Source organism: Streptomyces sp. NPDC056347, from assembly GCF_042262625.1.
Lineage (GTDB): Bacteria > Actinomycetota > Actinomycetes > Streptomycetales > Streptomycetaceae > Streptomyces.
This window is the reverse complement of record NZ_JBHJQP010000033.1, coordinates 1-24,652: the sequence shown is the minus strand read 5'-3', so window position 1 is coordinate 24,652 and position 24,652 is coordinate 1. Positions and strand designations below refer to the sequence as shown.

The 24,652-nt window shown below is 72.4% G+C and carries 20 protein-coding genes and 1 tRNA gene; 10 read left to right on the top strand and 11 right to left on the bottom strand.

From position 1 onward, the window contains the following. Nucleotides 1-14: 14 nt before the first annotated feature. The gene (gene glmS / locus ACFCV8_RS10825; RefSeq protein ID WP_376684966.1) at nucleotides 15-1,844 is read left to right on the top strand and encodes a glutamine--fructose-6-phosphate transaminase (isomerizing); all 1,830 of its coding nucleotides are present in this window, start codon (nucleotides 15-17) and stop codon (nucleotides 1,842-1,844) included. Between the two features lie 108 nt (nucleotides 1,845-1,952). Here the strand turns inward: glmS and ACFCV8_RS10820 are convergent, their stop codons facing one another. Continuing rightward, nucleotides 1,953-2,474 carry a universal stress protein gene (locus ACFCV8_RS10820; RefSeq protein ID WP_352273826.1) on the bottom strand — a complete coding sequence of 174 codons (522 nt, stop codon included), beginning with the start codon at nucleotides 2,472-2,474 and terminating at the stop codon, nucleotides 1,953-1,955. A gap of 958 nt (nucleotides 2,475-3,432) precedes the next feature. Here ACFCV8_RS10820 and ACFCV8_RS10815 point away from each other — a divergent pair. From ACFCV8_RS10815 to ACFCV8_RS10805, 3 genes are all read left to right on the top strand, one after another. Continuing rightward, the gene (locus ACFCV8_RS10815) at nucleotides 3,433-4,653 is read left to right on the top strand and encodes a helix-turn-helix domain-containing protein (protein ID WP_376684965.1); all 1,221 of its coding nucleotides are present in this window, start codon (nucleotides 3,433-3,435) and stop codon (nucleotides 4,651-4,653) included. A gap of 10 nt (nucleotides 4,654-4,663) precedes the next feature. After that, the gene (gene orn, locus ACFCV8_RS10810; RefSeq protein WP_376684964.1) at nucleotides 4,664-5,266 is read left to right on the top strand and encodes an oligoribonuclease; all 603 of its coding nucleotides are present in this window, start codon (nucleotides 4,664-4,666) and stop codon (nucleotides 5,264-5,266) included. Between the two features lie 124 nt (nucleotides 5,267-5,390). After that, nucleotides 5,391-5,463, top strand: a tRNA-His gene (locus ACFCV8_RS10805). Between the two features lie 158 nt (nucleotides 5,464-5,621). Here the strand turns inward: ACFCV8_RS10805 and ACFCV8_RS10800 are convergent. Beyond that, complete coding sequence (locus tag ACFCV8_RS10800) at nucleotides 5,622-6,191, bottom strand: suppressor of fused domain protein (protein ID WP_376684963.1); 570 nt, start codon at nucleotides 6,189-6,191, stop codon at nucleotides 5,622-5,624. Between the two features lie 464 nt (nucleotides 6,192-6,655). On the opposite strand from ACFCV8_RS10800, the gene ACFCV8_RS10795 reads away from it, so the two are divergent. Next, a complete protein-coding gene (locus ACFCV8_RS10795; protein WP_376684962.1) occupies nucleotides 6,656-7,189 on the top strand; it encodes a TerD family protein in 534 nt (177 codons plus the stop codon). 588 nt (nucleotides 7,190-7,777) lie between these two features. Here the strand turns inward: ACFCV8_RS10795 and ACFCV8_RS10790 are convergent. The 7 genes from ACFCV8_RS10790 to ACFCV8_RS10760 form a co-directional block, all read right to left on the bottom strand. Further along, complete coding sequence (locus ACFCV8_RS10790) at nucleotides 7,778-8,809, bottom strand: LacI family DNA-binding transcriptional regulator (protein WP_376684961.1); 1,032 nt, start codon at nucleotides 8,807-8,809, stop codon at nucleotides 7,778-7,780. Between the two features lie 199 nt (nucleotides 8,810-9,008). Beyond that, a complete protein-coding gene (locus ACFCV8_RS10785; RefSeq protein ID WP_376684960.1) occupies nucleotides 9,009-10,469 on the bottom strand; it encodes a GH1 family beta-glucosidase in 1,461 nt (486 codons plus the stop codon). A gap of 79 nt (nucleotides 10,470-10,548) precedes the next feature. Next, the gene (locus tag ACFCV8_RS10780) at nucleotides 10,549-11,484 is read right to left on the bottom strand and encodes a carbohydrate ABC transporter permease (protein WP_376684959.1); all 936 of its coding nucleotides are present in this window, start codon (nucleotides 11,482-11,484) and stop codon (nucleotides 10,549-10,551) included. 15 nt (nucleotides 11,485-11,499) lie between these two features. Next, the gene (locus tag ACFCV8_RS10775) at nucleotides 11,500-12,498 is read right to left on the bottom strand and encodes a carbohydrate ABC transporter permease (RefSeq protein WP_376684958.1); all 999 of its coding nucleotides are present in this window, start codon (nucleotides 12,496-12,498) and stop codon (nucleotides 11,500-11,502) included. A gap of 179 nt (nucleotides 12,499-12,677) precedes the next feature. Further along, nucleotides 12,678-14,009 (bottom strand): extracellular solute-binding protein, encoded by a 1,332-nt coding sequence (locus ACFCV8_RS10770; protein ID WP_376684957.1) that lies wholly within the window; start codon nucleotides 14,007-14,009, stop codon nucleotides 12,678-12,680. Nucleotides 14,010-14,545: 536 nt separating this feature from the next. Next, nucleotides 14,546-15,505 carry a spermidine synthase gene (locus tag ACFCV8_RS10765; RefSeq protein ID WP_376684956.1) on the bottom strand — a complete coding sequence of 320 codons (960 nt, stop codon included), beginning with the start codon at nucleotides 15,503-15,505 and terminating at the stop codon, nucleotides 14,546-14,548. Between the two features lie 130 nt (nucleotides 15,506-15,635). Further along, on the bottom strand, nucleotides 15,636-16,082 hold the full coding sequence (locus ACFCV8_RS10760) for a hypothetical protein (protein WP_376684955.1): 447 nt from the start codon (nucleotides 16,080-16,082) through the stop codon (nucleotides 15,636-15,638). A 265-nt stretch (nucleotides 16,083-16,347) separates the two neighbouring features. Here ACFCV8_RS10760 and ACFCV8_RS10755 point away from each other — a divergent pair, with 265 nt between their 5' ends. After that, nucleotides 16,348-17,691, top strand: coding sequence for a tetratricopeptide repeat protein (locus ACFCV8_RS10755; RefSeq protein ID WP_376684954.1), 1,344 nt, complete (start codon nucleotides 16,348-16,350; stop codon nucleotides 17,689-17,691). 15 nt (nucleotides 17,692-17,706) lie between these two features. Here ACFCV8_RS10755 and ACFCV8_RS10750 read toward each other — a convergent pair whose 3' ends face one another. Next, the gene (locus ACFCV8_RS10750; RefSeq protein ID WP_376684953.1) at nucleotides 17,707-18,303 is read right to left on the bottom strand and encodes a histidine phosphatase family protein; all 597 of its coding nucleotides are present in this window, start codon (nucleotides 18,301-18,303) and stop codon (nucleotides 17,707-17,709) included. Nucleotides 18,304-18,563: 260 nt separating this feature from the next. On the opposite strand from ACFCV8_RS10750, the gene ACFCV8_RS10745 reads away from it, so the two are divergent. The 3 genes from ACFCV8_RS10745 (at nucleotide 18,564) to ACFCV8_RS10735 (ending at nucleotide 23,596) form a co-directional block, all read left to right on the top strand. Further along, nucleotides 18,564-19,574 (top strand): phosphatase PAP2 family protein, encoded by a 1,011-nt coding sequence (locus tag ACFCV8_RS10745; protein ID WP_376684990.1) that lies wholly within the window; start codon nucleotides 18,564-18,566, stop codon nucleotides 19,572-19,574. Nucleotides 19,575-20,636: 1,062 nt separating this feature from the next. Beyond that, complete coding sequence (locus ACFCV8_RS10740) at nucleotides 20,637-22,229, top strand: hypothetical protein (RefSeq protein ID WP_376684952.1); 1,593 nt, start codon at nucleotides 20,637-20,639, stop codon at nucleotides 22,227-22,229. After that, nucleotides 22,226-23,596, top strand: coding sequence for an AAA domain-containing protein (locus ACFCV8_RS10735; protein WP_376684951.1), 1,371 nt, complete (start codon nucleotides 22,226-22,228; stop codon nucleotides 23,594-23,596). The genes ACFCV8_RS10740 and ACFCV8_RS10735 overlap by 4 nt, the downstream gene beginning before the upstream one ends. Nucleotides 23,597-23,611: 15 nt before the next feature. Here ACFCV8_RS10735 and ACFCV8_RS10730 read toward each other — a convergent pair whose 3' ends face one another. Further along, complete coding sequence (locus ACFCV8_RS10730; protein ID WP_376684950.1) at nucleotides 23,612-24,100, bottom strand: MarR family winged helix-turn-helix transcriptional regulator; 489 nt, start codon at nucleotides 24,098-24,100, stop codon at nucleotides 23,612-23,614. A 100-nt stretch (nucleotides 24,101-24,200) separates the two neighbouring features. Here ACFCV8_RS10730 and ACFCV8_RS10725 point away from each other — a divergent pair, with 100 nt between their 5' ends. Then, complete coding sequence (locus ACFCV8_RS10725; protein WP_376684949.1) at nucleotides 24,201-24,584, top strand: hypothetical protein; 384 nt, start codon at nucleotides 24,201-24,203, stop codon at nucleotides 24,582-24,584. Nucleotides 24,585-24,652: the final 68 nt, after the last annotated feature.

The following is a 24,652-nucleotide window of genomic DNA, read 5'->3' as shown; positions in this document are numbered from 1 at the left end:
GGGGCAGAGACTCTATGTGCGGAATCGTCGGATACATCGGGAAGCGTGACGTGGCTCCGCTGCTGCTGGAAGGGCTGCAGCGGCTGGAGTACCGGGGTTACGACTCCGCGGGCATCGTCATCACCGGCAAGGCGACGGCCCAGAAGCCCGCCGCGCTGCGGATGGTGAAGGCGAAGGGCCGGGTCCGCGAGCTGGAGGCCCGCGTCCCCAAGCGCTTCAACGGCACCACCGGTATCGCCCACACCCGCTGGGCCACCCACGGCGCCCCGAGCGACGAGAACGCCCACCCGCACCTGGACGCCGACAACAAGGTCGCCGTCGTCCACAACGGCATCATCGACAACGCCTCCGAGCTGCGCGCCAGGCTCGTCGCCGACGGCGTCGTCTTCCTCTCCGAGACCGACACCGAGGTGCTGGTCCACCTGATCGCCCGCTCCGGGGCGGACAGCCTGGAGGGGAAGGTCCGCGAGGCACTGCGCTCGGTCGAGGGCACGTACGGCATCGCCGTCATGCACGCCGACTTCAACGACCGCATCGTGGTCGCCCGCAACGGCTCCCCGGTCGTCCTCGGCATCGGCGAGAAGGAGATGTTCGTCGCCTCGGACGTCGCCGCGCTGGTCGCCCACACCCGCCAGGTCGTGACCCTGGACGACGGCGAGATGGCCACCCTCAAGGCCGACGACTTCCGTACGTACACCACGGAGGGCTCGTCCACGACGGCCACGCCGACCACCGTGGAGTGGGAGGCCGAGTCGTACGACATGGGCGGCCACGACACGTACATGCACAAGGAGATCTCCGAGCAGGCCGACGCCGTGGACCGGGTGCTGCGCGGCCGGATCGACGACCGGTTCGCCACCGTGCACCTGGGCGGCCTCAACCTGGACGCCCGCGAGGCGCGCGGGGTGCGCCGGATCAAGATCCTGGGCTGCGGCACCTCGTACCACGCGGGCCAGATCGGCGCCCAGCTGATCGAGGAGCTCGCCCGCATCCCCGCGGACGCCGAGCCGGCCTCCGAGTTCCGCTACCGCAACCCGGTCGTCGACCCGGACACGCTGTACGTCGCGGTCTCCCAGTCCGGCGAGACGTACGACGTGCTGGCCGCCGTCCAGGAACTCAAGCGCAAGGGCGCCCGGGTGCTCGGCGTCGTCAACGTGGTGGGCTCGGCGATCGCCCGCGAGGCGGACGGCGGTACGTACGTCCACGCCGGCCCCGAGGTCTGCGTCGTCTCCACCAAGTGCTTCACCAACACGGTCGTCGCGTTCGCGCTGCTCGCCCTGCACCTGGGCCGCATCCGCGACCTGTCGGTCGCCGACGGCAAGCGGATCATCGAGGGGCTGCGCAAGCTCCCCGCCCAGATCAGCGAGATCCTCGCCAACGAGGACGAGATCAAGAAGATGGCCGCCGAGTACGCGGACGCCAGGTCGATGATGTTCATCGGCCGGGTGCGCGGCTACCCCGTCGCCCGGGAGGCCTCGCTGAAGCTCAAGGAGGTCTCGTACATCCACGCCGAGGCGTACCCGGCCTCCGAGCTGAAGCACGGGCCCCTCGCGCTGATCGAGCCCGCGATGCCGACGGTCGCGATCGTGCCCGACGACGACCTGCTGGAGAAGAACCGGGCCGCGCTCGAGGAGATCAAGGCCCGTGAGGGCCGCATCCTCGCCGTCGCCCACCAGGTGCAGGAGAAGGCCGACCACACCATCGTCGTGCCGAAGAACGAGAACGAGCTGGACCCGATCCTGATGGGCATCCCGCTCCAGCTCTTCGCGTACCACACGGCGCTGGCCATGGGCCGTGACATCGACAAGCCGCGCAACCTGGCGAAGTCCGTCACCGTCGAGTAGGACCCGCCCCGCCCGCCTTCGTACGTCGCCCCGACGGTCCGTCAACCACCGTGCTTCCACGGACGAGTTGACTCAGGACCGGCGGGGCGACGCGCGTTCGGGAACGGCTCAGGGGATGACGACGACCGGGCGCTGCGCGCGCCGCGCGAGGCGGCCCGCCACCGAGCCGAAAATGCGGCCCACGACGCCGTGCGTGGAGCCCACGACGATGGCGTCGGCCGAGTACTCCCGGCCGACCTCCTCCAGTTCGTGGCAGATGTCCCCGCCGCGCTCGACCAGCACCCAGGGCACCTCGGAGAGGTAGTCCGCGCAGGCGAGCTCCAGCCCGAGGACCTCGGTGCGGTGATCGGGGACGTCGACGAAGACGGGCGGCTCGCAGCCCGCCCAGACCGTGGTGGGCAGTCGGTTGGCGACATGGACGATGATCAGGCCGGAACCCGATCTTCGGGCCATCCCGATGGCGTAGGCGAGGGCCCGTTCGCTGGAGGTGGAGCCGTCGAAACCGACCACCACTCCGTGGCGGAACGCCGGATCGCAGGAATGACGTGCTTCTTCGACCGCCAGCGGGTCCGACAGGTGGTCGGCTACCTGCTTGCGGTCGGCGGGTTCGGGGATTTCGTGACCGGCCATCGGTGTCTCGGCGAAGAGGATCCTCGTGAGGAGAACGACTTGGGGAAGGTGCTTCAGCGGGCGGTGATGCGGTGTCCGGGAATCATCTTCCCAACCCCTTACCCCCAAGGGTACGGCGCCACTCCTCCACTGCCCAGATCCGCGCAAAGCACGCGCGATGTGTCACGGAGCATGCCCGAGGCCGTCCCGGATGGCAATGGCACCTGTGTCGTACACCGACGCCAGCGGCGCCGTACGGCCCCGCTGGGTGACCGCGCGGACCGGATGAGTCACCACTCCAAACCGCTTCTACGCGAAGTTCGGGCCACCGGGCGCCCCACGCCCGCGGCGCGGCCCGCCACCCCGCCACCGGCCCTCCGGCGCGGTACGGCACCCCAGGAACCCCACCGCGTCCGCCGCGGCCCGCCCGCCCCGCTCCCGGCCCCCATGTGGCCGGAGACACACGCCGGCCCGGCAGGCGGAAACCGGTCGCCGCGAGGCGCGAGTGCCCCATTCCCCCCAATCGACCGCTTCACCTGCCCCGGGGGCGCATAGAAGCGGTCGTTCAGCAGGGTTGTGCGCCGGTTCCATGACCGAATCACGTACGCACAACTGTCTATTTCAAGCCAACTTCATCCCCCTGCCCGTTCCTTGCCGAAATGGCCGACCAACCCCCTTGCACCAGGCAGGAAGAGACCGCGCGGTACGCTTCTGCCCAACAGGGACGGGCCATCAATGCACAGCGCACTTCCCTGTGCGTTCTTCAGATGCAACGCTTCGTGATCGAATGCTTCCCGCCAAGTGACCTTGTCGACATAACGCCGGTGAGCGAACTTGTCACCTCGACACCACGGGACGCAGTAGATTCGATCTTGGGTTTCGCAGTCCGGGGAACTCGTGCAGGACCGAGGGGAAAAGTGCAGGAGCGACAGGCCCGTAAGGACCAGGGAGACGCGAACACCGAGGGGGGCTTAGCGTCATGAGCCAGGACTCCGCCACCGCAACGGAGGCTGTACGAAAGCTCAGCGGCCGTCGACGACGTGAAGTCGTCGCAGTGCTGCTGTTCAGCGGCGGCCCCATCTTCGAGAGTTCGATCCCGCTCTCCGTGTTCGGAATCGACCGTCAGGACGCGGGAGTTCCGCGCTACCGCCTGCTCGTTTGCGGCGGCGAAGAGGGACCACTGCGCACCACCGGTGGGCTCGAGCTCACCGCGCCGTACGGGCTGGAGGCGATCAGCAGGGCAGGCACCGTCGTGGTGCCCGCCTGGCGCTCGATCACCTCACCGCCGCCCGCCGAGGCACTGGAGGCGCTGCGCCGCGCCCACGAGGAAGGCGCCCGCATCGTCGGGCTGTGCACGGGAGCGTTCGTGCTCGCCGCCGCGGGCCTGCTGGACGGCCGTCCCGCGACGACCCACTGGATGTACGCACCGACGCTGGCCAAGCGCTATCCGTCGGTGCACGTCGATCCGCGCGAGCTCTTCGTCGACGACGGCGACGTGCTCACCTCCGCCGGAACGGCGGCCGGCATCGACCTGTGCCTGCACATCGTCCGTACGGACCACGGCACGGAGGCCGCCGGGGCGCTGGCCCGCCGGCTCGTCGTACCGCCCCGGCGCAGTGGCGGTCAGGAGCGCTACCTCGACAGGTCTTTACCTGAAGAGATCGGCTCCGACCCGCTCGCCGAGGTCGTGGCCTGGGCCCTGGAGCATCTGCACGAGCAGTTCGACGTGGAGACGCTGGCCGCGCGCGCCTACATGAGCAGGCGGACCTTCGACCGGAGGTTCCGTTCGCTCACCGGCAGCGCACCGCTCCAGTGGCTGATCACCCAGCGGGTGCTGCAGGCGCAGCGGCTGCTGGAGACGTCCGAGTACTCGGTCGACGAGGTGGCGGGCCGCTGCGGCTTCCGCTCGCCGGTCGCGCTGCGCGGACACTTCCGGCGCCAGCTGGGCTCCTCCCCCGCGGCGTACCGGGCCGCCTACCGGGCCCGCCGCCCGCAGGGCGGGGACCCGGGGCCCTCGGTGCCGGAGACGGTGGTGCCCGCCCAGGGCGGTGCGATGATGCGGCGGGCCGCGGCCACGGCGGGCCCGCAGCTGATGGCGCCGCCACCGCCCGGCCCGGTCCAGTCGGAACAGGGCAAGCCCGGACCCGACGCGTACACGACCGGACGCCCGACCCTGCCGGGGCAGCGCAGCGCCCCGTAGGGTGGGGGCCATGAACGATCGCATGGTGTGGATCGACTGCGAGATGACCGGGCTCTCGCTGACGGACGACGCACTCATCGAGGTGGCCGCACTGGTCACCGACTCGGAGCTGAACGTGCTCGGTGAAGGGGTGGACATCGTGATCCGCCCGCCGGACGCGGCCCTGGAGACGATGCCCGAGGTGGTACGGCAGATGCACACCACCTCGGGCCTCCTCGACGAGCTGGCCGGGGGCACCACCCTGGCCGACGCCGAGGCCCAGGTGCTGAACTACGTCCGCGAGCACGTGAAGGAGCCCGGCAAGGCCCCGCTCTGCGGGAACTCGGTCGCCACCGACCGCGGATTCCTGGCCCGGGACATGGCCGCCCTGGAGGGCTACCTCCACTACCGGATCGTCGACGTCTCCTCGATCAAGGAGCTGGCGCGCCGCTGGTACCCGAGGGCGTACTTCAACAGTCCCGAGAAGAACGGCAACCACCGGGCGCTCGCGGACATCCGCGACTCCATCACCGAGCTGCGCTACTACCGCGAGGCGGTCTTCGTACCGCAGCCGGGCCCGGACTCGGAGCGCGCGAAGGCCATCGCGGCCCACGTCGCACCCCCCACGCCGTAGCCTCTCGCGAAGCCGCTGGTCACGGCCCTTCCGAGGACATGAACCAGCGGCTGAACAACATGGGAGCGAGCACCCTCCCGGACCCTGTACACTTTTTCTCGGCCGGTCGGAAAGACCGGACGCGGTGGGTATAGCTCAGCTGGTAGAGCACCTGGTTGTGGTCCAGGATGTCGCGGGTTCGAGTCCCGTTACTCACCCTGATGGGAAGGGCCCCGGTCTTCGGACCGGGGCCCTTCGCGTATTCGGACCTTCTTCGTGCCCGAGCCCTTCTCCCGCCTGGAGCCTTCGCGTGTCCGGGGCCGGCAGCGGGTGGCGTGTGGTGTGTGTCACGGCCCTCTGGGTTTCCCGTGAGCGGTCAGAGAGCGAGACCTGCCCGGTCGAGGTCGATCAGGTCCGGGTCCCGGGCCGCGAGCTCCTGTTCGAAGGCCTGCCATCCCTCGGCCCGGACGAAGTCGGCTTCGGCCGAAGTGACGGGGATCAGCCAGACGATCGTGACGTCGCTGCCGTTCTCGATCGTCACGGAGTCGAAGTCGTCGTCGAAGTACACGGGCAGAGCGACGTAGAGGGCTGTCTTGCCGCCCGGGAGCGGGACCGGCAGAGGGATCACGTCCCCGCGCAGCACCGCGTGGCCGCCCTGCACCATGCGCTCGGCCACGAACTCCACCACGCTGGGCAGCGGGCCGGGCTCCTGGTCGTCGTTCACGTAGTCGCAGGCCAAGAGCTCCAGGTGGTAGTGGCGCTCCGACGTCCCGGCCCGCAGCGGCGTCCGGAACAGCCCGATCGTGGCGAACGCCTGGACCCGCGGGAGCCGACCGCCCCGGAACCACGCCACCTGGGGACTGCCCTCGGGAGCCCCGTCGCGGGCCGGCCAGGCGCCGCCCATGCGGCCGAGTCGGCCCTCGAGATGGTCTATCAGCTCCGGCACCGGACACTCCTCATCCGTGGTCGCGGCCCACGCCGCTCGCGTCGACGACCTCCAGACAGTAGCCGGGGGCAGAGCCCCCACAGGGGCCTCCCCCGGCCGTCGCCCTGCGCCGACCGACCGCCCGGTTCCCTCACGTCCCCATGGCGGCCGCTGAATCCGGCCCCGCTCGTCGCGAGTTCCGGGAAGAGTGCCCGGAAGGCTTCGCGCCGATCGCCGGCGCCCTCCGAGCCGGCCACCGGTCCGGGCCGTCCGCGGGAGCGCGCGAGGCCCGGCCCCTCGCACCTCTCGCTGCCGGTCGCGAGGACCGGTCCCCCCGCGTGCAGGGCCTCGTCGCAGGTCGTCGCCACTCTCGATCAGGCCGACTGCACTGGTGTGGGAACCCCTCTGACGTGCCATGATGGACGAACACCCTTGGCCGTCAGCGGTGTTGACGCGTCAAGCGCACGGAACAGGAGGAGGGTTTGGTGAACGGCACCAGAAAGGACGTTCGCAAGATAGAGGTGGCGCTGAAATGGCAGCCGAGCCCGGCCGGTGAGCCTGCCAGCCACCTGGACATCGTCGCTGCGACCTACCTGACGGCTGCCCCGCACGGAGACCCCTCGTACATAGTGCACTGGGACAGCCGTTCCCCGGACGGCACCATCTATCTCAACCGGGACAGCAAGGACGGCAAGGGCTTCGGCTGGGACGAGGTCATGACGCTGGAACTCGACCGTCTCGACGCCCGGTACGGGCGTGTGGTCGTCGGCATCGTCATCCACCAGAACGCCTGCCGCAGGACGTTCGACGGCGTGCTCAGCCGCGGTCTGCGCCTGCGCGAGGGCTACACCGTCCTGGCGGAGGACGACTTCGGCGGTGTCCTGGAGGCGACGGCGGCGACGGTCGGCGAGTTCACGCGCGACGACTCCGGGCGGTGGACCTTCCACCCCGGAGTCCGTGGATACGACCAGGAGCCGGAAGCCTTCATGAGGACGATGGGCAACGCCATCGAGTCGTGATCCCCGGCCGGCGGCCCGCACTTGCCCCGCACCGCCCCTTCCCGCACCACGCGGGGAGGGGCGGTTTCGTACGTCCGGGATCAGCCGGACGTCAACAGGACATGCGCGAAACGTCAGCCGCCTGTCCGATCGTGGGACAGCCGCTCGGCCCGGCTCAAACCCCCGTCCGGGCCGAGCGGACACGGCATTCGCGCGAGCGCGGGAAGCTGAACTCCGCTCGCGGGGCTGTCGCTTCGGCCGCCCGGAGCGGGGTGCACCGCTCCCTTCGATCCGACCAGTACACGAGAGGGCGGGCCAACCGGACCTGCCGGGCGGGAAGCCTGGCACGTACGGCCGGGATCGGCGAGGTTGCTCAGGACCTGGCTCTTCGCGCACATCGCCGCTGGTCACGACGGACGGTCCCGGCGGGCGCGCGGGATGGTCCGTCACGGAACCCGGCGTCCATCGGCTGCTGTTCACGGTCCCCGCGTGCGCGGGGCCCTTCATGGCCCCGCCGCCGCTCCACGTCTCCGGCCGGCCCCCGCGATGCGGGGAATCCTCGAGACCACCCCGGAACGTTACGGGGTGGCCCGTCGGCGGCCGGGCGGTTCAGGACGAGTCGCGGACCACCAGTTCGGTGGGGAGGACGATCTGGGGGCGTTCCTGTCGGTCGCGGTCGATCTCCTGGAGTAGTACCCGGGCCATCGTGCGGCCCATTTCCTCGATCGGCTGGCGGACGCTGGTGAGGGGCGGGTCCATGTGGCGGGCCACCGCGGAGTCGTCGAAGCCGATGAGGGCCACGTCGTCCGGGACGCGGCGGCCCGCCTCGCGGAGGGCCTGGCGGGCGCCCGCGGCCATCACGTCGGAGGCGGCGAAGACCGCGTCGATGCCGGGGCGGCGGGCGAGCAGTTCGCGCATGGCGCGGGCGCCGCCCTGCTCGGTGAAGTCGGCGGGGGCGATCAGTTGTTCGTCGGGGGCGAGGCCGGTCCCGGAGATCGCCTGCCGGTAGCCGTCGAGGCGGCGCCGGGCGCCGTACACGTCCAGCGGGCCGGTGATCGTGGCGATGGCGCGGCGGCCCCGGGAGTGCAGGTGGTCCACCGCGGCGCGGGCACCCGCGAAGTTGTCGGAGTCGACGGCGGCGAGCTTCTCCGAGGCGGACCGGCGGCCGCTCATCACGGCCGGAATGCCGAGCTCCTCCAGCAGGTCGGGCAGCGGGTCGTCGGCGTGCACGGAGACCAGCAGCACACCGTCGACGCGGTGCGCGGTCAGGTACTGGGCCAGCCTGCGGCGCTCGCGGTCGTTGCCGACGAGGGTGAGCAGCAGCTGCATGTCGGTGTCGGCGAGGGCGGCACCGACCCCGCGGACGATGTCGGAGAAGTACGGCTCGGCGAAGAAGCGGGTCTCCGGCTCGGGCACCACCAGGGCGATGGCGTCCGTGCGGTTCGCGGCGAGCGCGCGGGCCGCGCGGTTGGGGACGTAGCCCAGCTCGGCGACGGCCGCCTCCACCGCCTCCCGGGTCTGCGCGCTGACCCGGGGCGAGCCGTTGATGACGCGCGAGGCCGTGCCGCGTCCCACCCCCGCCCGCGCCGCGACCTCTTCGAGCGTGGGCCGGCCACCGCTCCGTACTCGCGCTGCCGCCATGGCTGCCTCCCGTTCGCGGCCAATTTCTCATAGCCGGATACCCAAACCAAAGTCCGGGCATCGGGCCCCGCAGCGCCTCTACGGGCCGGGTGGCAGCTTCGCACCACCCTTCTGGGAGCGCTCCCATTCTAAGGACGGAAGGAAAGGCGGAGACCCGGCTCGGGAGGGCCGGGTCTCCTGGGAGCGGGAGCAGGCGGGGTCAGGACGTCGTCGGGGGAAGGGCGTGGCGGCGGATGACGTCGGCGTACCAGTGGGCGCTCGCCTTGGGGATGCGGCGCTGGGTGGAGTAGTCGACGTAGACGGCGCCGAAGCGCTTGGAGTATCCGTACGCCCATTCGAAGTTGTCCATCAGGGACCAGAGGAAGTAGCCGCGTACGTCGGCCCCGTCGGCCACCGCCCGGCGGATGGCGTCGAGGTGGCCGTGGAGGTAGGCGATGCGTTCGGGGTCGGCGACGTGGCCCTCGGGCGAGATGTAGTCGTCGAAGGCGGCGCCGTTCTCGGTGACCATCAGCGGCAGGTCCGGGTGCTCCCGGGCCACGTCGAGGAGCAGGTCGTGCAGGCCGTCCGGGTCGATCGCCCAGTTCATCGCGGTGCGCTCGCGGCCCTCGGCGAGGTGGAAGGCGACGTGTTCGGATCCGGGCCACGGGGAGTGGTCGCTGTTGCCGTGCCCGTCGTCGCGGGAGTCGCCGGTGCCGTCGACGGGCGTGGAGACGACGGTGGGGGTGTAGTAGTTGACGCCCAGGACGTCGACCGGTGCGGAGATGGTGGCCAGGTCGCCGTCCCGGACCAGCTCCGGCCAGTCGACCAGGTGCCCGGTGTCGGCGAGCAGGTCCTGCGGGTACGCGCCGTTCAGCATCGGCCCGGTGAAGATCCGGTTGCCGACCGCGTCGATCCGGCGGGCGGCGTCCGCGTCCTGCGGGCTGCCGGTCAGCGGGCGGACGTGGTGGAGGTTGAGGGTGACCGAGATCCGCGCGGCGGCGGGGAGGTGGTCGCGCAGGATCCCGGTCGCCCGGCCGTGGGCGAGGTTGAGGTGGTGGGCGGCGCGCAGGGCGGCGGCGGGCTCGGTGCGGCCGGGGGCGTGCACGCCGGAGCCGTACCCGAGGAAGGCCGAGCACCAGGGCTCGTTCAGAGTGGTCCAGGTGGTGACGCGGTCGCCGAGCGCCCGGGCCATGATGTCGGCGTAGTCGGCGAAGCGTTCGGCGGTGACCCGTTGGGGCCAGCCGCCCGCGTCCTCCAGGTCCTGGGGCAGGTCCCAGTGGTAGAGGGTGGCGACGGGGGCGATGCCCGCTTCGAGGAGCTCGTCGACGAGCCGGCGGTAGAAGTCCAGGCCGCGCTCGACGGCCGGGCCGCGGCCGGTGGGCTGCACCCGGGGCCAGGAGACCGAGAAGCGGTAGGCGGTCAGGCCGAGGCGCTTCATCAGGGCCACGTCGTCGCGGTAGCGGTGGTAGTGGTCGGCGGCGATGTCTCCGGTGTCGCCGTTGCGGACCTTGCCCGGGGTGCGGCTGAAGGTGTCCCAGATGGAGGGGGTGCGGCCGTCCTCGGCCGCCGCGCCCTCGATCTGGTAGGCGGCGGTGGCCGCGCCCCAGACGAAGCCGGGCGGGAACTGCGCGGACGTCTCGGCGGCGGACTTCGGGGCGGTGTCGGGTCGTACGACAGTCATGCGGGAGCGCTCCCAGGGTGTGCGAAGGAATGGGGGGCAGGTGGCAGGGGCAGGGAGGGGCGGCCGGGAGGGGCCGGTGTCACCCCTTGACGGCGCCGGACATGATCCCGCCGACGATCTGCTTGCCGAAGATCACGAACACCACGAGCAGCGGCAGTGTGCTGATCAGCGCGCCGGCCATGACGATGCTCTGATCGGGGGTGTAGGAGGCGCTCAGCTGGCCGAGGGCCACCTGGAGCGTGGGGTTCTGCTGGTTGAGCGCGAGGTAGGGCCAGAAGAAGTCGTTCCACGCCTGGACGAAGGTGAGCATGCCGAGCACCGTCATCGCGGGGCGGGCGACCGGCAGCACCACGCTGAGCACGATGCGGAAGTTGTTCGCGCCGTCGATCTTGGCGGCCTCGACGAGCTCGTAGGGCAGCGCCTCGCTCAGGTACTGCCGCATGAAGAACACCCCGAAGGCGCTGACCAGGGTCGGGAAGATCACCGACTCCAGCTTTCCGCCCCAGCCGATGTCGGACATCATCATGAACAGCGGTACGACGCTGAGCTGCGGCGGGATGGTGAGTGTGGCGATGACGCCGGTCATCAGCGCGCCGCGGCCCCGGAAGCGCATCTTGGCGAAGGCGTAACCGGCCAGGGTGCAGAAGAAGAGCGTCGCCACGGTGATGCAGCCGGAGACGACGACGCTGTTGACGATGGCCTTGCCGAGGTTGGCGCTGTTCCAGGCCGCTTCGAGGTTGTGCGGCAGCCGTCCGCCGGGCAGGAACGGCGGGGTGGTGGCGAGGACTTCGTCCTGGGTGTGGGACGCGGCCACCAGCGTCCAGTAGAGCGGCAGCAGCGAGCCGATGCCGACGACGGCCAGGGCGAGGTACGCGAACGGGCCGCCCTTCAGCTGCTGTCCCGCGCCGGGCCGGAAGCGGATCGGGCGCCGTGCCACCCGGCGGCGGGCGGCCGGGCCGGCCGGATCGACGGCGGCGGTGGGGTCCGGGGTCCTGGTGGGGCTGGTCGTGGTCATGAGTGTCGCTCCCGGTCAGACCGCGGATTTGCGTACGAGGCGGCCGACGAGCCAGTTGGCCGCGGCGATGATCAGCAGGAGGGCGAGCATCGCCCAGGCGACGGCGGCTGCCGGGCCGAGATGCCCGAGGTTCCAGCCGTAGTTGTAGAGGTAGACGCTGAGCGTCTCGTACTGATTCTCGTTGCCGCCGATGGCGCCGAGGCGGCCGCCCTCCAGCAGCAGCGGCTCGCCGAAGAGCTGCATGGAGCCGATGGTGGAGATGACGATCGTGAAGAGGATCGTGGGCCGCAGCGAGGGGATGGTCACCTTGCGGAACTGCTGCCAGCGCGATGCGCCGTCCAGCGAGGCCGCCTCGTACAGATCGGCCGGCACGGCCTGCATGGCGGCCAGGTAGATCAGGGCGTTGTAGCCGGTCCAGCGCCAGATCACGATGACGGAGATGGCGATCTTCGAAGTCCAGTGGCCGTTGGCCCAGTTGGTGTCGCCGAGCCCGACGAAGTGCAGCACCCAGTTCAGCAGGCCGCCGTCGGCCCGGAAGACCAGGGCGAAGACGAGTGCCGCGGAGGCCACCGAGGTGGCGTACGGGGTGAGGACGACGGTCCGCCAGAAGGCGCTGGCGCGGAGCCGGTAGTTCAGCAGATGGGCCAGACCCAGCGCGACCAGCAGCTGCGGGACCGTCGACATGACGCCGATCAGAAAGGTGTTGGTGACGGCCGTCCAGAACTCGGAGTCGCGCAGGATCGTGCCGAAGTTCTCCCAGCCGACCCACTCCATCCGGTCCAGCCCGGTCATCTCCACCCGGTGCAGGGCTATCCATCCGGTGTAGAGCAGCGGGTAGAGCCCGAACGCGCCGAACACCAGGAAGAACGGGGCGATGTAGGCGTACGGCGATGCCTTGTCGTCGAAACGCCACAGCCGGCTCCGCCAGGTCCGCCGGGCGGCACCGGCCGGGGCGTGCGGAGATCCGCCGGGTGGCGGGACGTGCGCGTCCCGGGTGGGGATCGAGGTGGCCACGGGCGGGAGTCCTTCCCTGGGGTGCGGGGTGCGGGGTGCGGGGTGCGAGGCGCAAGGCACGGGGTGCGGGATGCGAGGCGCGAGGTGTGCGGGTTGCGGGGGGCGTGCCTTCGGGCAGCGGGGCGTGGGCGGGCCGGTGCGGGCGACCCCGGGAGGGGCGGTGCCCGCACCGGCGGCGGTCAGCCGATCGCCTTGTCGATGGCGTCGGTCGCGGCCTTCCACGCCTTGTCGGGGGCGGTGCCGCGCTGTTCCATGTTGGTGATCTGGGTGGAGATGGTGTCCTTGATGGTGGCGTCCTTCGGGCCGAGCACCGCCTCGGGGATGGTCTTGGCCTCGTCGGCGTAGATCTGCCCGATCGGCGCGTCGTTGAAGTACGGGAGCTTCGCGTTCTTCACGTCGGGCAGTTCGTAGGCACCCTTGTTGGACGGGAAGACCCCGATCGCCTTGAACACGGCGGCCTGCTGCTCCGGGGCGGTCAGCCACTTCACGAGCTTGCCGGCCTCCTCGACGTTCTTGCCCGACTTGGGCACGGCGAGGAAGGAACCGCCCCAGTTGGCGGCGGTGGCGCCGGGCGCGGTGGTGATGTCCCACTTCCCCTTGTTGCCCTCACCGGCGTTGACCGAGATCTGCCCGGCCATCCACGCGGGGCAGGTCACCGTGGCGACGGTGCCCTTGCGCAGCGCGGGGACCCAGGTGTTGGGGTCGAACTGGGCGAGACCCTGGGAGAGCTTCTTGGACGCGACCTCGGCGGCCAGGTTCCAGCCCTGCTGGACGCTGGAGCTCTCCTTGTAGATCGGCTTTCCGCTCTTGTCGTAGTACTGCTCGGCGTTGGAGCTGACCACGGCGTTGAACATGGCGCTCGCGGAGTCCATGAAGTACGTGCCCGCGGGGGCCTTCTTCTTGTACTCCTCGCCGAGCTTGAGGTAGTCCTCCCAGCCGCCCGCGACCTTCTTGGCGACCTCCTCGCGGTCGGTCGGCAGCCCGGCCTTCTCGAACAACTCGGTGTTGTAGCAGAGCGACATCGGGCCGATGTCGGTGCCCGCGCCGATCACCGCACCGCTCGGGGTGGTGGCCTGCTTCGCCTTCCAGGAGACCCACTCGTCGACGTCGATCATCTTGCTCAGGTCGGCGAAGGAGTCCGCCTTGGTGTCGACGATCTCCTTGATCCGGCCGACCTCGATGCCCTGGATGTCGGCGAGCCCGCTGTTCGAGTTCAGCTGCTGGAGCAGCTTGGGGTAGTAGACCTTCTCGTCGGCGGTGGCGTCTTCCTTGATCGTGACGTTCGGGTGCAGTTCGTGGTACTTGGCGAAGAGCCCGGCCTCCTTGTAGCCGAACTGCCCGAAGTCGGCGATCGTCAGCGTGACGTTCCCGTTCGCGTCGGGGCCCTTGCTCCCCGACGTGTCCGAGTCGCTGCTGCAGCCGGTCAGCAACAGGGCCGGGACCGTCAGGCCCGTGACGGCCAGAACCGCGGCTCTGCGGCTCGGACCGGCGACGGTGCGGGTGATGCGCATTCCACTACTCCTTGTTCCGGGTGGGACGTGCCGGGGTGGGGCTCGGTGTTCCGGTCGCGCGGCGCGGCCGGCGGCGGGAACGGGAGCGGGCGGGGGACCCGCCCGACGTGGGAGCGCTCCCACGCGTCGATGTCGGAAGGTTCCTGCCTTGAAGGGGTGGGTGTCAAGAGTTGAAGACGCTTCCGTTGCCCGAGCGTGTCCGGCAAGTCACGGGACCGTGTCCCGCCCGGGTCTTGCCACGATCCGTATACGTCCGGGGCGACTTCACCCCGGACGGAGAACCCGCAGGCCAGGGCGCGGCCCGGCGGACGGTACGGGCCCAAGGCCCCGGCACGGCGCGCACGGCACCGCCCGGCGCCCGGCCGCCGCGCCCCCGGACATCCGCCCGCCGGAAGGTGAACGGGGGACGGCACGGCGGGGCGGTCGGGGGCGGCGCGCCCGCCTCCCCCCTTCGAGCCTTCGATCCTTCGAGGGATCGAGGGTTCAAGGGTCCAGGGGCGGCGGGGAGCACGACCGCACGCCCCGCCCCGTCGGCCTCAGCCGAAGGCGGCGGGCGGCGGGGCCGGGGAGGGGCGGGCCTCGGCGTCGCGCACCGGCACGGCGCCGCCGGTGAAGTCGGCCAGCGCCCGCCCGTGTTCGACGCGGCCGGGGTGCGGGTCGGTGGCCACCTTGCGGGTCAGCTCGGCGAGCCGGGGCGTCAGGTCGGAGGCGAGCAGCACCGCGTTGCCGAACCGCTTGCCGCGCCACACGGCCGGGTCGGCGGCGAGCGCGAGTTCGGGGAAGACCGTGGCCGCGGTGGCGATCTGGGCGCGCAGATGGGCCAGCGGGGGCCCGTCCGCGAGGTTGGCGACGTAGCTCCCGCCGGTCTTCAGGACCCGGCGGACCTCGGCGAGGAATTCGGTGCTGGTCAGGTGGGCGGGGGTGCGGGCGCCGCTGAAGACGTCGGCGATGACGAGGTCCGCCCAGCCGTCCTGGATCTTCCCGAGCCCGGCGCGGGCGTCGGTGGCACGGACCCTGATCCTGGCCTGCGGGTCCAGCGGGAGCTCCCGGCGGACGAGTTGGACGAGAGCGGCGTCCACCTCGATGACCTGCTGGGTGGAGCGGGGCCGGGTCGCGGCGATGTAGCGGGCGAGCGTGAACGCCCCGCCGCCCAGGTGCACCACCTGCAGCGGCTGCCCGGGCGGGGCCAGGAGGTCGATGATGTGGCCGATCCTGCGCTGGTACTCGAAGGACAGGTACGTGGGGTCGTCGAGGTCCACATGGGACTGCGGGGCCCCGTCCAGCGTCAGCGTCCAGGCGCGCGGCCGCTCCCGGTCGGGTACGAGTTCGGCGAGGGCGCCGTCCACCGGCTCGGCGAGGGGTTCCGCCCCACGCCCGCTCCGGCCCCCGGTCGCCTTCCCCGTTCCGTTCCCCGCCCCTTTCCCTGCCCCGGCCTTCCGGTCGGACCGTCTGCGGGCGCCCGCGTTCCCGTCCGACGACGTACCTCGACGTGCCACCGCTGCTCGTACCCGCTCACTGCTCTTCGCTCCGGACCGGTACGGAACCGGCCGTGCCGGGGAAACCCGCCCACCTGCCCATTATCGGCGCGTGGGCGGGCCCGGCGGCCGGCGACGGCCGCCGGCGCGGTCAGCTGCAGCTGTCGGCGGCCTCGATGAGCCGGGCCGCCTGGTCGAGCGCGGCCCGCAGCACCGTCGGGTCGGTGACCGGGGAGTCGGCCTCGGGCGGCAGCAGCCAGTCGTTGCCGGCGCCCGGCGGCTCGGCCGGGATGCGCAGCCCCCGGCCCGCGGTCCGGGTGCAGGCGCTGCCGGGCACGTCCCACGCGTCGGCGGTGCCCGGCGGCACCAGGAAGCCGAGGGTGTCGCAGGCGCCGTCGTGCAGCACCGGCCCGACGCCCCGCCCGGTGTCCCGGCGCAGGATGTCCACGGCCTCCAGCCCCTGCCGGGCCGGTACGGTCACCAGATCGCAGGGGGCCGGGCCGTACTCCTCGGGGAACGGCGCGCACACCGGGGTGTCGGGGGCGGCAGGGGTCGTCGCAGTGGTCAGTGAGTCGGTCTCCGTGCCGAGATGCAACAAGGGACCTCTCCTCTCATCGCCGGGCGGAGCCGGATTCCGTGGTCACATGGACCAACGCTCCGACGGCGTCAAGGGCTACGGTGCCACGCCGCCGCAAAGGGTGGCAGTTCATGGCGGATCCCGCCCGTAATGCCCTCTTTACCCATAAACGTCGTGTGTGGTGATCCACAACAGCCGGTACGTTTTAGCTCCGTCGGGTCATCCGCCGGGACACCGGACACAAGGGACCCGGCTGCAGAGGTGCTGCAGAAGAGAGGTCCCGTCCATGGTGTCGACAGGGGCAGTGCCCAACCTCGCCTTCCGGCGGCTGCGCGGACAGCGCTCCGCCGGGGAGTTCGCTGCCGCCGTACGCAGATCGGCCCGTGAGATCGGCGAGCAGGTCGCGTGCGACGCCCGGTACATCGGACGCGTGGAATCCGGCGAGATCCGCTGCCCCAACTACGCGTACGAACGGGTCTTCCTGCACATGTTCCCCGGCACGACCCTGGCGGACCTGGGCTTCTCACCGCGCGAATCCGTGCGCGGACGGGCGGCACGGTCCACCGCCTTCCCCCCACCACCCCCTACGCTCCACAGCAACCCCGACGAGGAGAGCGACGTGCTGCGTCGCGTATTCATGACGAGCGGCACCACTTTGGCCGCGACCCTGGGCCTGAGCCTCGGCGGCACGTCCGCCGCTGCCGCCACACTCCCCCACCCCCGCCGGGTCGGCGAGAAAGAGGTGAGCGCCGTCGAGAAGGCGGTGCGGCAGATCCGGCTGCTCGACGACCGGCACGGCGGCGACGGCCTGTACCGCAAGGCCTCCCGCCCGCTGCGCGCGGCGTACGAACTGCTGGACTCCGGGTCCGCCGCCCGGCGTTCCACCGCCGACCGGCTGCACGCCGGAGCCGGCGAGCTGGCCATCTCGGTGGGCTGGCTGGCCCACGACTCGGGCCGGCTGGAGGACGCCCGCTCGCACTACGCGGAGGCGCTGGCCACGGCGCGGGTCTCCGGTGATCCGGCGCTGGAGGCACACGCGTTCTGCAATACGTCGTTCCTGGCCCGGGACACCGGGCGGCACCGCGAGGCGGTGCGTGCGGCGGAGGCCGGGCAGCGGGCGGCGCAGCCGCTGGGCTCGCCCCGGCTCCAGGCGCTGCTGGCCCTGCGGGAGGCGGGCGGGCGGGCCGGGCTCGGGGACCGTACGGGCTGCGAGCGGGCCATCGGCCGGGCGCTCACCGCCTTCGGCCGGGGGCCGTCCGACTCCGATCCGGAGTGGATGAGCTTCTTCCGGGAGGCGGAGCTGGAGATGCTGGAGGCGCAGTGCTGGTCGGCGCTGGGCGACTGGTCCCGGGCGGCCCGGCACGCCCGGCGGGCCACCCGGCTCCAGGACCCGCACTTCACCCGCAACCTCGCGCTGTACCGCACCGAGCTGGCCTGGGACCTGGCCCGCGCCGGCCGGGCCGAGGAGGCGGCGGCCACCGGCCACGAGGTGCTGGACCTGCTGGATCACGTCCAGTCGACCCGTATCCGGGGGATGCTCGCGGCGGCCGTGGAGACGCTGAAGCCGCAGCGGGCCACGGCCGAGGTGCGGGAGTTCCTGGACCGGTACGCGGCGACGGCCTCCGTGTAGCGCTCCGGAGGGCGCTCAGCCGTCCAGGTGGCCGGTGTCGTTCCAGCGTTCGATCGCGGGGGCGCCGTACGCCCAGCCCAGCACCGAGAGCGAGGTCGGGTCGAGCCGGATGCGCGCCGCGAACGACACGTCCTCGCCGAGCCACCGTGCGCCCAGGGCCCGCAGGATGTGGCCGTGGCCGAAGACCAGTACGTCGCGGTCGGCCGAGCGGGCCCACGCCACGATCTCGTCGGCGCGGGCGGACAGCTCGGCCCTGGTCTCGCCGTCCGGCACGCCGTCGCGCCAGATGAACCAGTCCGGCCGGATCGCCCTGATCCCGGCCGGGGTCATCCCCTCGTACGCGCCGTAGTCCCACTCCAGGAGCGCGTCCCACGGCTCGGCGCGGTCCCCGAACCCGGCGATCTCGCAGGTCTCACTGGCCCGCAGCAGCGGGCTGGTGCGCACCTCCACGTCCGGCAGCCCGTTCCAGGGCGCGCGCCGCAGCCGTTCGCCGAGGAGCTTCGCGCCCTCCCGGCCGGAGTCGAGCAGCGGGATGTCCGTCCGGCCGGTGTGGTTGCCGTTGACGGACCATTCCGTGCGGCCGTGCCGGGCGAGCAGGATTCGCGGTGCCATGACGGCCTCCCTGGGCTGTGTTCGGGGGCCGGGGTTCGGTGACCTTCGACCGGGAACCGGGACGACACGGTCATCCGGTCGTACCATCATCCCGCACATGATCGGGAGGCAACCTCGCGGGCGGGTGCGGCGTCCCACTCCCCGCGGAGGAATCCGCACGCACCGGGCCCATACGGACCCCGGGGGAATCACGGCCGCATCGCACCGTACGGTTGAACGCTCGTCGTCGGTCGCATGAAATCATGATGGAGAGCTACCGGATGCAGGATGCCCGCACCGCGCCCGCGCCGCGCCCGCGGCCCCGTTGGTGGACCGAGCTGCCGCTGCTGGCCCTGGTGTACGGAGCCTACTCGGCGGGCCGTCTGGTGGCGCGCGGTGACGTGTCGACCGCCGTCGACCACGGGCTGAGCATCCTGCGGCTGGAGAAGACGCTCCACATCAACTTCGAGCATCCGCTGAACCGGCTGTTCACCGCCCACCCCTCCATAGGCATACCCTCCGACTTCGCGTACGCCTCCCTGCACTACCTCGTCACACCGGTCGTCCTGGTCTGGCTCTTCCGCCGCCGCCAGGAGATCTACCGCCGGGCCCGCGCCTGGCTGATGACCTCCACGATGCTCGGCCTGATCGGCTTCACACTTCTGCCGACCTGCCCGCCCCGGCTGCTGGAGGCCCGGCACGGCTTCGTCGACACCATGGCCCAGTACAGCTCGTACGGCTGGTGGGGCAACGAGGCCAGCGCCCCGCGCGGCATGGGCGGCATGACGAACCAGTACGCGGCGATGCCGAGCCTGCACGTCGGCTGGGCGATCTGGTGCGGCATCCTGCTGTGGCGCCACGGCCGGAACCCGTACGTACGGGCCGCGGGCGTCGCCTACCCCGTGATCACCGTGCTCGTGGTGATGGGCACGGCCAACCACTACTTCCTCGACGCGGTGGCGGGCGCCGCCGTGATGGGGGTCGGGGCGCTGCTGGCCCGGCCGCTGATGCGGTTCGCGGACCGGGTCGCGGAGCGGTTCTCCGTACGCTTCCCGCGGCTCGCCCCGAAGGCCGAGTCCCCGGCCACCCGTAAGGAATCCCCGGTTTCCGGTGCGGAATCCCCGATTGTCAGTGCCGGGTGCGAGACTTCGGCGGGTGAGCGAATCCCTGGCCAGCGGACCACCTCCGCAGACGCCGTCGACGCCGCGTCGGGCGGCACCCCCCGGGCCGGTTCCGGCGCTCCCTCGGGAGCGGGAACGGCCGGCGACGACACTCCGGCAGCGGCTCGCTGAGCTGCGCGGACCGGCGGTCGCGCCGCGTCCGCTGGACGCCCGCGCACTGGCCGCCCTCGCCGCCAACCCCGGCTGCCGCCGCCGCGCCCTGCTGGACGGGGCCGGGGTCGACAAGGCCGCGCTGGCGGCCGCGCTCGGCGCACCGGCGCCGTTCGGCCAGTCGCAGTTCGCCTTCGTCCGGGGCAACGCCTTCGAGGCCAGGGTCAAGGCCGACGGCGGCGCGGAGCTGATCCGGCTGCTGCACGAGCGGCTCGCCCCCGGCGGGGAGCCGCCGCGCGAGGTCGCGGTGCCGGATCTGTCGGCCGCGGGCCCCGAGGGCCGTGCGGCGCGTACGGCGCTGGCGTTGCGGGAGGCGACGCGGGCGGGCGCCTGGGCGCTGCTGGACCACCCGATGCTGGCGCTGGAGGTGGCGGGGTCCCCCGCCTATCTGGAGCCGGACGCGGTGGCGGTGCATCCGGACGGCACGTGGACGGTCGTGGAGATCAAGTCGTTCCCGATGATCGACGGCTCCGCCGACGCCGCGAAGGTCGGCGCGGCGGCCCGCCAGTCCGCCGTCTACGTGCTGGCGCTGGAGCGGGTCGCGGAGCGGACCGAGGGCGCCGAGGTCGGCCACCGGGTGCTGCTGGTCTGTCCGAAGGACTTCTCCAACCTGCCCACCGCCTCGGTGGTGGATGTGCGCAAGCAGCGCGCGGTCACCCGCCGTCAGCTGACCCGGCTGGCCCGGATCGAGGACATCGCGGCTGCCCTGCCCGAGGGCACCACCTTCGATCCGGAGTGCCCCCGCGAGCGGCTGGACGCGGCGGTGGAGTCGGTCGGCGCGGCGTACGCCCCGGAGTGCCTGGCCGCCTGCGAGCTGGCCTTCCACTGCCGGGCGAAGGCGCGTGCGGCCGGTGCGGTGGAGGCGCTGGGGCGCAGTGTGCGCGGGGAGCTGGGCGGGCTGACCACGGTGGGCGCGGTGCTGGCGGCCGCCGCGGGCAAGGAGGGCGATCCGGCGGACCCGACGGTCGCGGCGCTGCGGCGGGCGGCGGCGCTGCGGGCCGAGGCGCTGGAGGGCGGTGCGGGATGTCGTTGATCGGCACACTGGCCCGGCTGGAGGCGGTGGAGAGCGGCCGGGCGCGGCCGCTGGCCACGGTCCGCCACCGCCATCTCACGGACCGGCCGCTGGTGCTGGTCCCGCTGACCACGGCGGGCGAGGCGGGTGCTCCGCTGGGCGCGCTGGTCGGGACGGACCGGGACGCGCCCCGGCTGCTGACGGTGGCGCAGCCGCGCGACCGGGATCTGCGGTTCGCGTTCCTCGCCGAGCTGGCCGAGGCGGTGCTGCCGCACATCGAGGCGTACGAGGACGTGGTCGAGCCCGCCGAGCGGAACGAGACGGATCCGGGGACGGGCAAGCGGGCCAAGGTCGAGGTCGAGCTGTGCGTGGACGCGCCGCAGCTGATCGTGCCGAGCCGGGCGGGCATCGAGTACGTCCGGCTGCTGGGCCGTTCGACGCGGTTCCGGCGCACCGCCGAGGACGATCCGGACGCCCCGTATCCGGCGCCCGCCCGGGTGCCGCTGCTGGGCCGCTGGCTGACGCATTACGGGGAGCGGGCCAGGGTGCCCGGCTCGTCGCTGCTGCTGGCGGCGACGGATCTGCTGAACCGGCACTGGGCGACCGGGCAGAGCAGCCTGGAGGACCAGCACCTGGGGGCGCTGCTGGCCTGGATCGACCCGCCGGCGGGCGAGTCGGGCGCGGCGGCGGCGTACCGGGCGGAGCTGGGGCGGGACGGCGAGGGGCAGTTGCTGTGCCCGCCGGCCGGTCCGGCCACGGACCCGGCGTTCGACAACCGGCTGCTGGCGCCCGCCGTCGAGCGGTACGACCGGGCGCGGAACTCCCTCTCCGCGGCCGAGGACGGTCTGGCGGCCGATGCCCGGCTGGGCGAGCTGTCCGCCGCCGAGCGGGACATCGGGGCGCTGCTGGCCGGGGTGACGCGGCCGACCTGGGACGCGGTGTGGCAGGCGCTGGACGTGCTGCGGGAGCTGCCCGGGGGACCCCGGGCCGAGGAGCGGTGGACGCGGGACCGCTGGTCGTTCACCGGTCACCGGGACCGGGTGCGCTCGGGCGAGCCGCCGCAGCCCCGCCGGGACGACGCGGTGACGGCGGCGCAGAAGCTGGCCGGGCGGGAGACGGCGCAGGCCCAGCTGGAGGCCCAGGAGGCGCTGGACGATCCGCTGGTGCTGGCCGGGCGGCGGCTCGCCGGTGAGGCGTTCGTGGCGGAGGTGACGGAGGTGGTGATGGCGTACACCGAGTCCAAGCGCCCCTCGCCGCGCCCGCTGCTCACGGTCCGCACGCGGGAGCGGCCCCATCTGGGCGAGCGCACCAGGGTGTACCGCTCGCTGGACGGCAGGCCGCAGGCCGCCGAGTTCGTGGCGTACGACGACGACGGCGGCCTGGTGCTGCGGGTGCTGGACCGGATGGGCCGGGGCAAGGAGCCGGCACCCGGTTCGGTGCCCGGGCCGGGTGACCGGATCGCCTGGACGCTCTTCGAGCACGAGCAGCGCGGCGGCCCGAAGCTGCCCGACCCGGAGGACACGCCCTGGACGCACGGCGGCCCGCCGGGCGCGTCCGGGCATGCCGAGCATCCCGACCCGGTGACCACGGAGGACCTGCTGTGACATCTGCTGTGCCCGTTGCCGCGACGGACGTTCCCGGCCCCGGCCTCGATCCGGGCACCCGGGCCGCGCGGGCGACGGAGGCGATCCTCGCCGACACCCTGGGCGGTACGGAGCGCGGCATCGTGGTGGACTCCCCGCCAGGCGCGGGCAAGTCGACGCTGGTGGTGCGCGCCGCGCTGGAGCTGGCGGCGGCCGGGCGCCCGCTGATGGTGGTCGCGCAGACCAACGCCCAGGTCGACGACCTGGTGGTGCGGCTTGCGGAGAAGGAGCCGGAGCTGCCGGTGGGCCGGTTGCACAGCAGCGACTCCGACCCGTACGACAAGGTGCTGGACGGGCTGGACAACGTACGGAAGTCGGCGAAGGCGGCCGATCTCGCCGGGCTCGACGTCGTCATCTCCACGGCCGCCAAGTGGGCTCATGTGAAGAACGTCGAGCCGTGGGGCCATGCGATCGTCGACGAGGCGTACCAGATGCGTTCGGACGCGTTGCTGGCCGTCGCGGGGCTCTTCGAGCGGGCGCTTTTCGTCGGCGATCCGGGGCAGTTGGACCCGTTCTCGATCGTGGGCGCGGACCAGTGGGCGGGGCTGTCGTACGACCCGTCGGCGAGCGCGGTCTCCACACTGCTGGCGCACAATCCGCGGCTGCCGCAGCACCGGTTGCCGGTGTCGTGGCGGCTGCCCGCCTCGGCGGCGCCGCTGGTGTCGGACGCGTTCTACCCGTACACCCGGTTCCGCAGCGGGACGGACCACGGTGACCGGCGGCTGTCGTTCGTCGCGGCGTCGGACGGTTCGGCCCCGGACCGGGTGCTGGACGAGGCGGCGGAGTCGGGCTGGGGGCTGCTCGAACTGCCGGCCCGGCACACCCCGCGCACCGACCCGGAGGCGGTACGGGCGGTGGCCCTGGTGGTCCGCCGGATGCTGGACCGGGGCGGTCTGGCGACGAGCGAGCGTTCGCCGGACCCGGTGCCGGTGACGGCGGACCGGATCGCGGTTGGCACCGCCCATCGCGACCAGGCGGCGGCGGTACGGGCGGCCCTGGCGGAGCTGGGGGTGAGCGGCGTCGCGGTGGACACGGCCAACCGGCTCCAGGGCCGCGAGTTCGACGTGACGGTGGTGCTGCACCCGCTGTCCGGCCGCCCCGACGCCACGGCCTTCCACCTGGAGACGGGCCGCCTGTGCGTGCTGGCCTCGCGCCACCGGCACGCCTGTGTCGTGGTCTGCCGGGCGGGCGTCGCGGAGCTGCTGGACGAACACCCCTCGACGGAGCCGGTCCAGCTCGGCGTCACGGTCAAATTCCCCGACGGCTGGGAGGCCAATCACGCGGTCCTGGCCCACCTCGCGGAACACCGGGTGTCCTGGCGGCCGTGAGGAGCGGGGCCCGGCTCAGCCGCGTTCCGCGCCGCCGGCCGCGGCTTCGTACGCGAGCAGCGTGTCGACGAACAGCTGCCGCTGGTCCGGGGTCAGCGGGGCCAGCGCCTCGCGCCAGGCGGCCGCGCCCGGGGCCAGCCAGGCGGTGATCGCGGGCTGCTGGTCGGGGGCGATGGCGACGATCCGGCGCCGCCGGTCCGCCGTGTCCTCGCGCCGTTCCAGGATTCCCTTCCGGCTCAGGTCGCCGACCAGCAGGCTCACCGTCGTCGGCGCGACCTGGAGCCGCGCCGCCAGCTCGTTCACGGTCATCGGCCCGTCGAAGAGCAGGTAGGAGAGCAGCGAGAGATGGCGCGGCGCCAGCGCGAGGGACTGCAGCGCCCCGGGCACCGGGATCTTCTTGACCCGTCCCACCATCCGGGGCATGAGCAGCAGCAACGTCCTGACGGCGTCGTCGACCCCGCTCCCGCCGTCGTCGACGGCATCGTGCGCCCCGGGCCTTGACATCGCACACCTCTCCCCATTTATCTTTGCCATCAAAGATATTTCGCTTTGTTCGCAAAGCGAACTCTCCGAGAGTACCCATGCCCCGAACGGAGTTGCCGCCATGCCGCACTTCACCGTGCACATTCGCGAGGAGACCCTCGACGGAACCGTGGAACCGAAGCTGATCGGCGCCCTGACCGACGCGGTCGGCACGGTCTACGGCGAGGGGTTCCGCCGCCTCGTCGGAGTGGACCTCATCGGCATCCCCCGGCACCGCCGGGGCATCGGCGGCGAGCCGACCGATCTCGACGCCCCTCTCGTCACCCTCAGCATGCGGGAGGCGGCGTATCACCTGCCGGAGGTCCCGGACGCCCCCGCCCGCCTGGTCACCGCCGTCACCGACGCCCTGACCGGGGTGCTCGGCGAGGACGTACGCACCCGGACCGTCGTCACCATCGCAGGCGTCCCCGACGGCCGCACCGGAGTCGCCGGCGCCGTGGCCTGACCGCGGGCCCGCGCGCGCGGGCCGGGGCCGGGGGGGGGGGGCGCCCCCCCCCCCCCCCCCCCCCCCCC

Bases quoted from the DNA above. Each gene is read 5' to 3' on its own strand.
- ACFCV8_RS10745 (WP_376684990.1), top strand. From the start codon at position 18,564: ATGCAGGATGCCCGCACCGCGCCCGCGCCGCGCCCGCGGCCCCGTTGG.
- ACFCV8_RS10815 (WP_376684965.1), top strand. From the start codon at position 3,433: ATGAGCCAGGACTCCGCCACCGCAACGGAGGCTGTACGAAAGCTCAGC.
- ACFCV8_RS10770 (WP_376684957.1), bottom strand. From the start codon at position 14,009: ATGCGCATCACCCGCACCGTCGCCGGTCCGAGCCGCAGAGCCGCGGTT.
- ACFCV8_RS10740 (WP_376684952.1), top strand. From the start codon at position 20,637: ATGTCGTTGATCGGCACACTGGCCCGGCTGGAGGCGGTGGAGAGCGGC.
- glmS (WP_376684966.1), top strand. From the start codon at position 15: ATGTGCGGAATCGTCGGATACATCGGGAAGCGTGACGTGGCTCCGCTG.
- ACFCV8_RS10780 (WP_376684959.1), bottom strand. From the start codon at position 11,484: ATGACCACGACCAGCCCCACCAGGACCCCGGACCCCACCGCCGCCGTC.
- ACFCV8_RS10785 (WP_376684960.1), bottom strand. From the start codon at position 10,469: ATGACTGTCGTACGACCCGACACCGCCCCGAAGTCCGCCGCCGAGACG.
- ACFCV8_RS10755 (WP_376684954.1), top strand. From the start codon at position 16,348: ATGGTGTCGACAGGGGCAGTGCCCAACCTCGCCTTCCGGCGGCTGCGC.
- ACFCV8_RS10730 (WP_376684950.1), bottom strand. From the start codon at position 24,100: ATGTCAAGGCCCGGGGCGCACGATGCCGTCGACGACGGCGGGAGCGGG.
- ACFCV8_RS10725 (WP_376684949.1), top strand. From the start codon at position 24,201: ATGCCGCACTTCACCGTGCACATTCGCGAGGAGACCCTCGACGGAACC.
- ACFCV8_RS10790 (WP_376684961.1), bottom strand. From the start codon at position 8,809: ATGGCGGCAGCGCGAGTACGGAGCGGTGGCCGGCCCACGCTCGAAGAG.
- ACFCV8_RS10820 (WP_352273826.1), bottom strand. From the start codon at position 2,474: ATGGCCGGTCACGAAATCCCCGAACCCGCCGACCGCAAGCAGGTAGCC.
- ACFCV8_RS10750 (WP_376684953.1), bottom strand. From the start codon at position 18,303: ATGGCACCGCGAATCCTGCTCGCCCGGCACGGCCGCACGGAATGGTCC.
- orn (WP_376684964.1), top strand. From the start codon at position 4,664: ATGAACGATCGCATGGTGTGGATCGACTGCGAGATGACCGGGCTCTCG.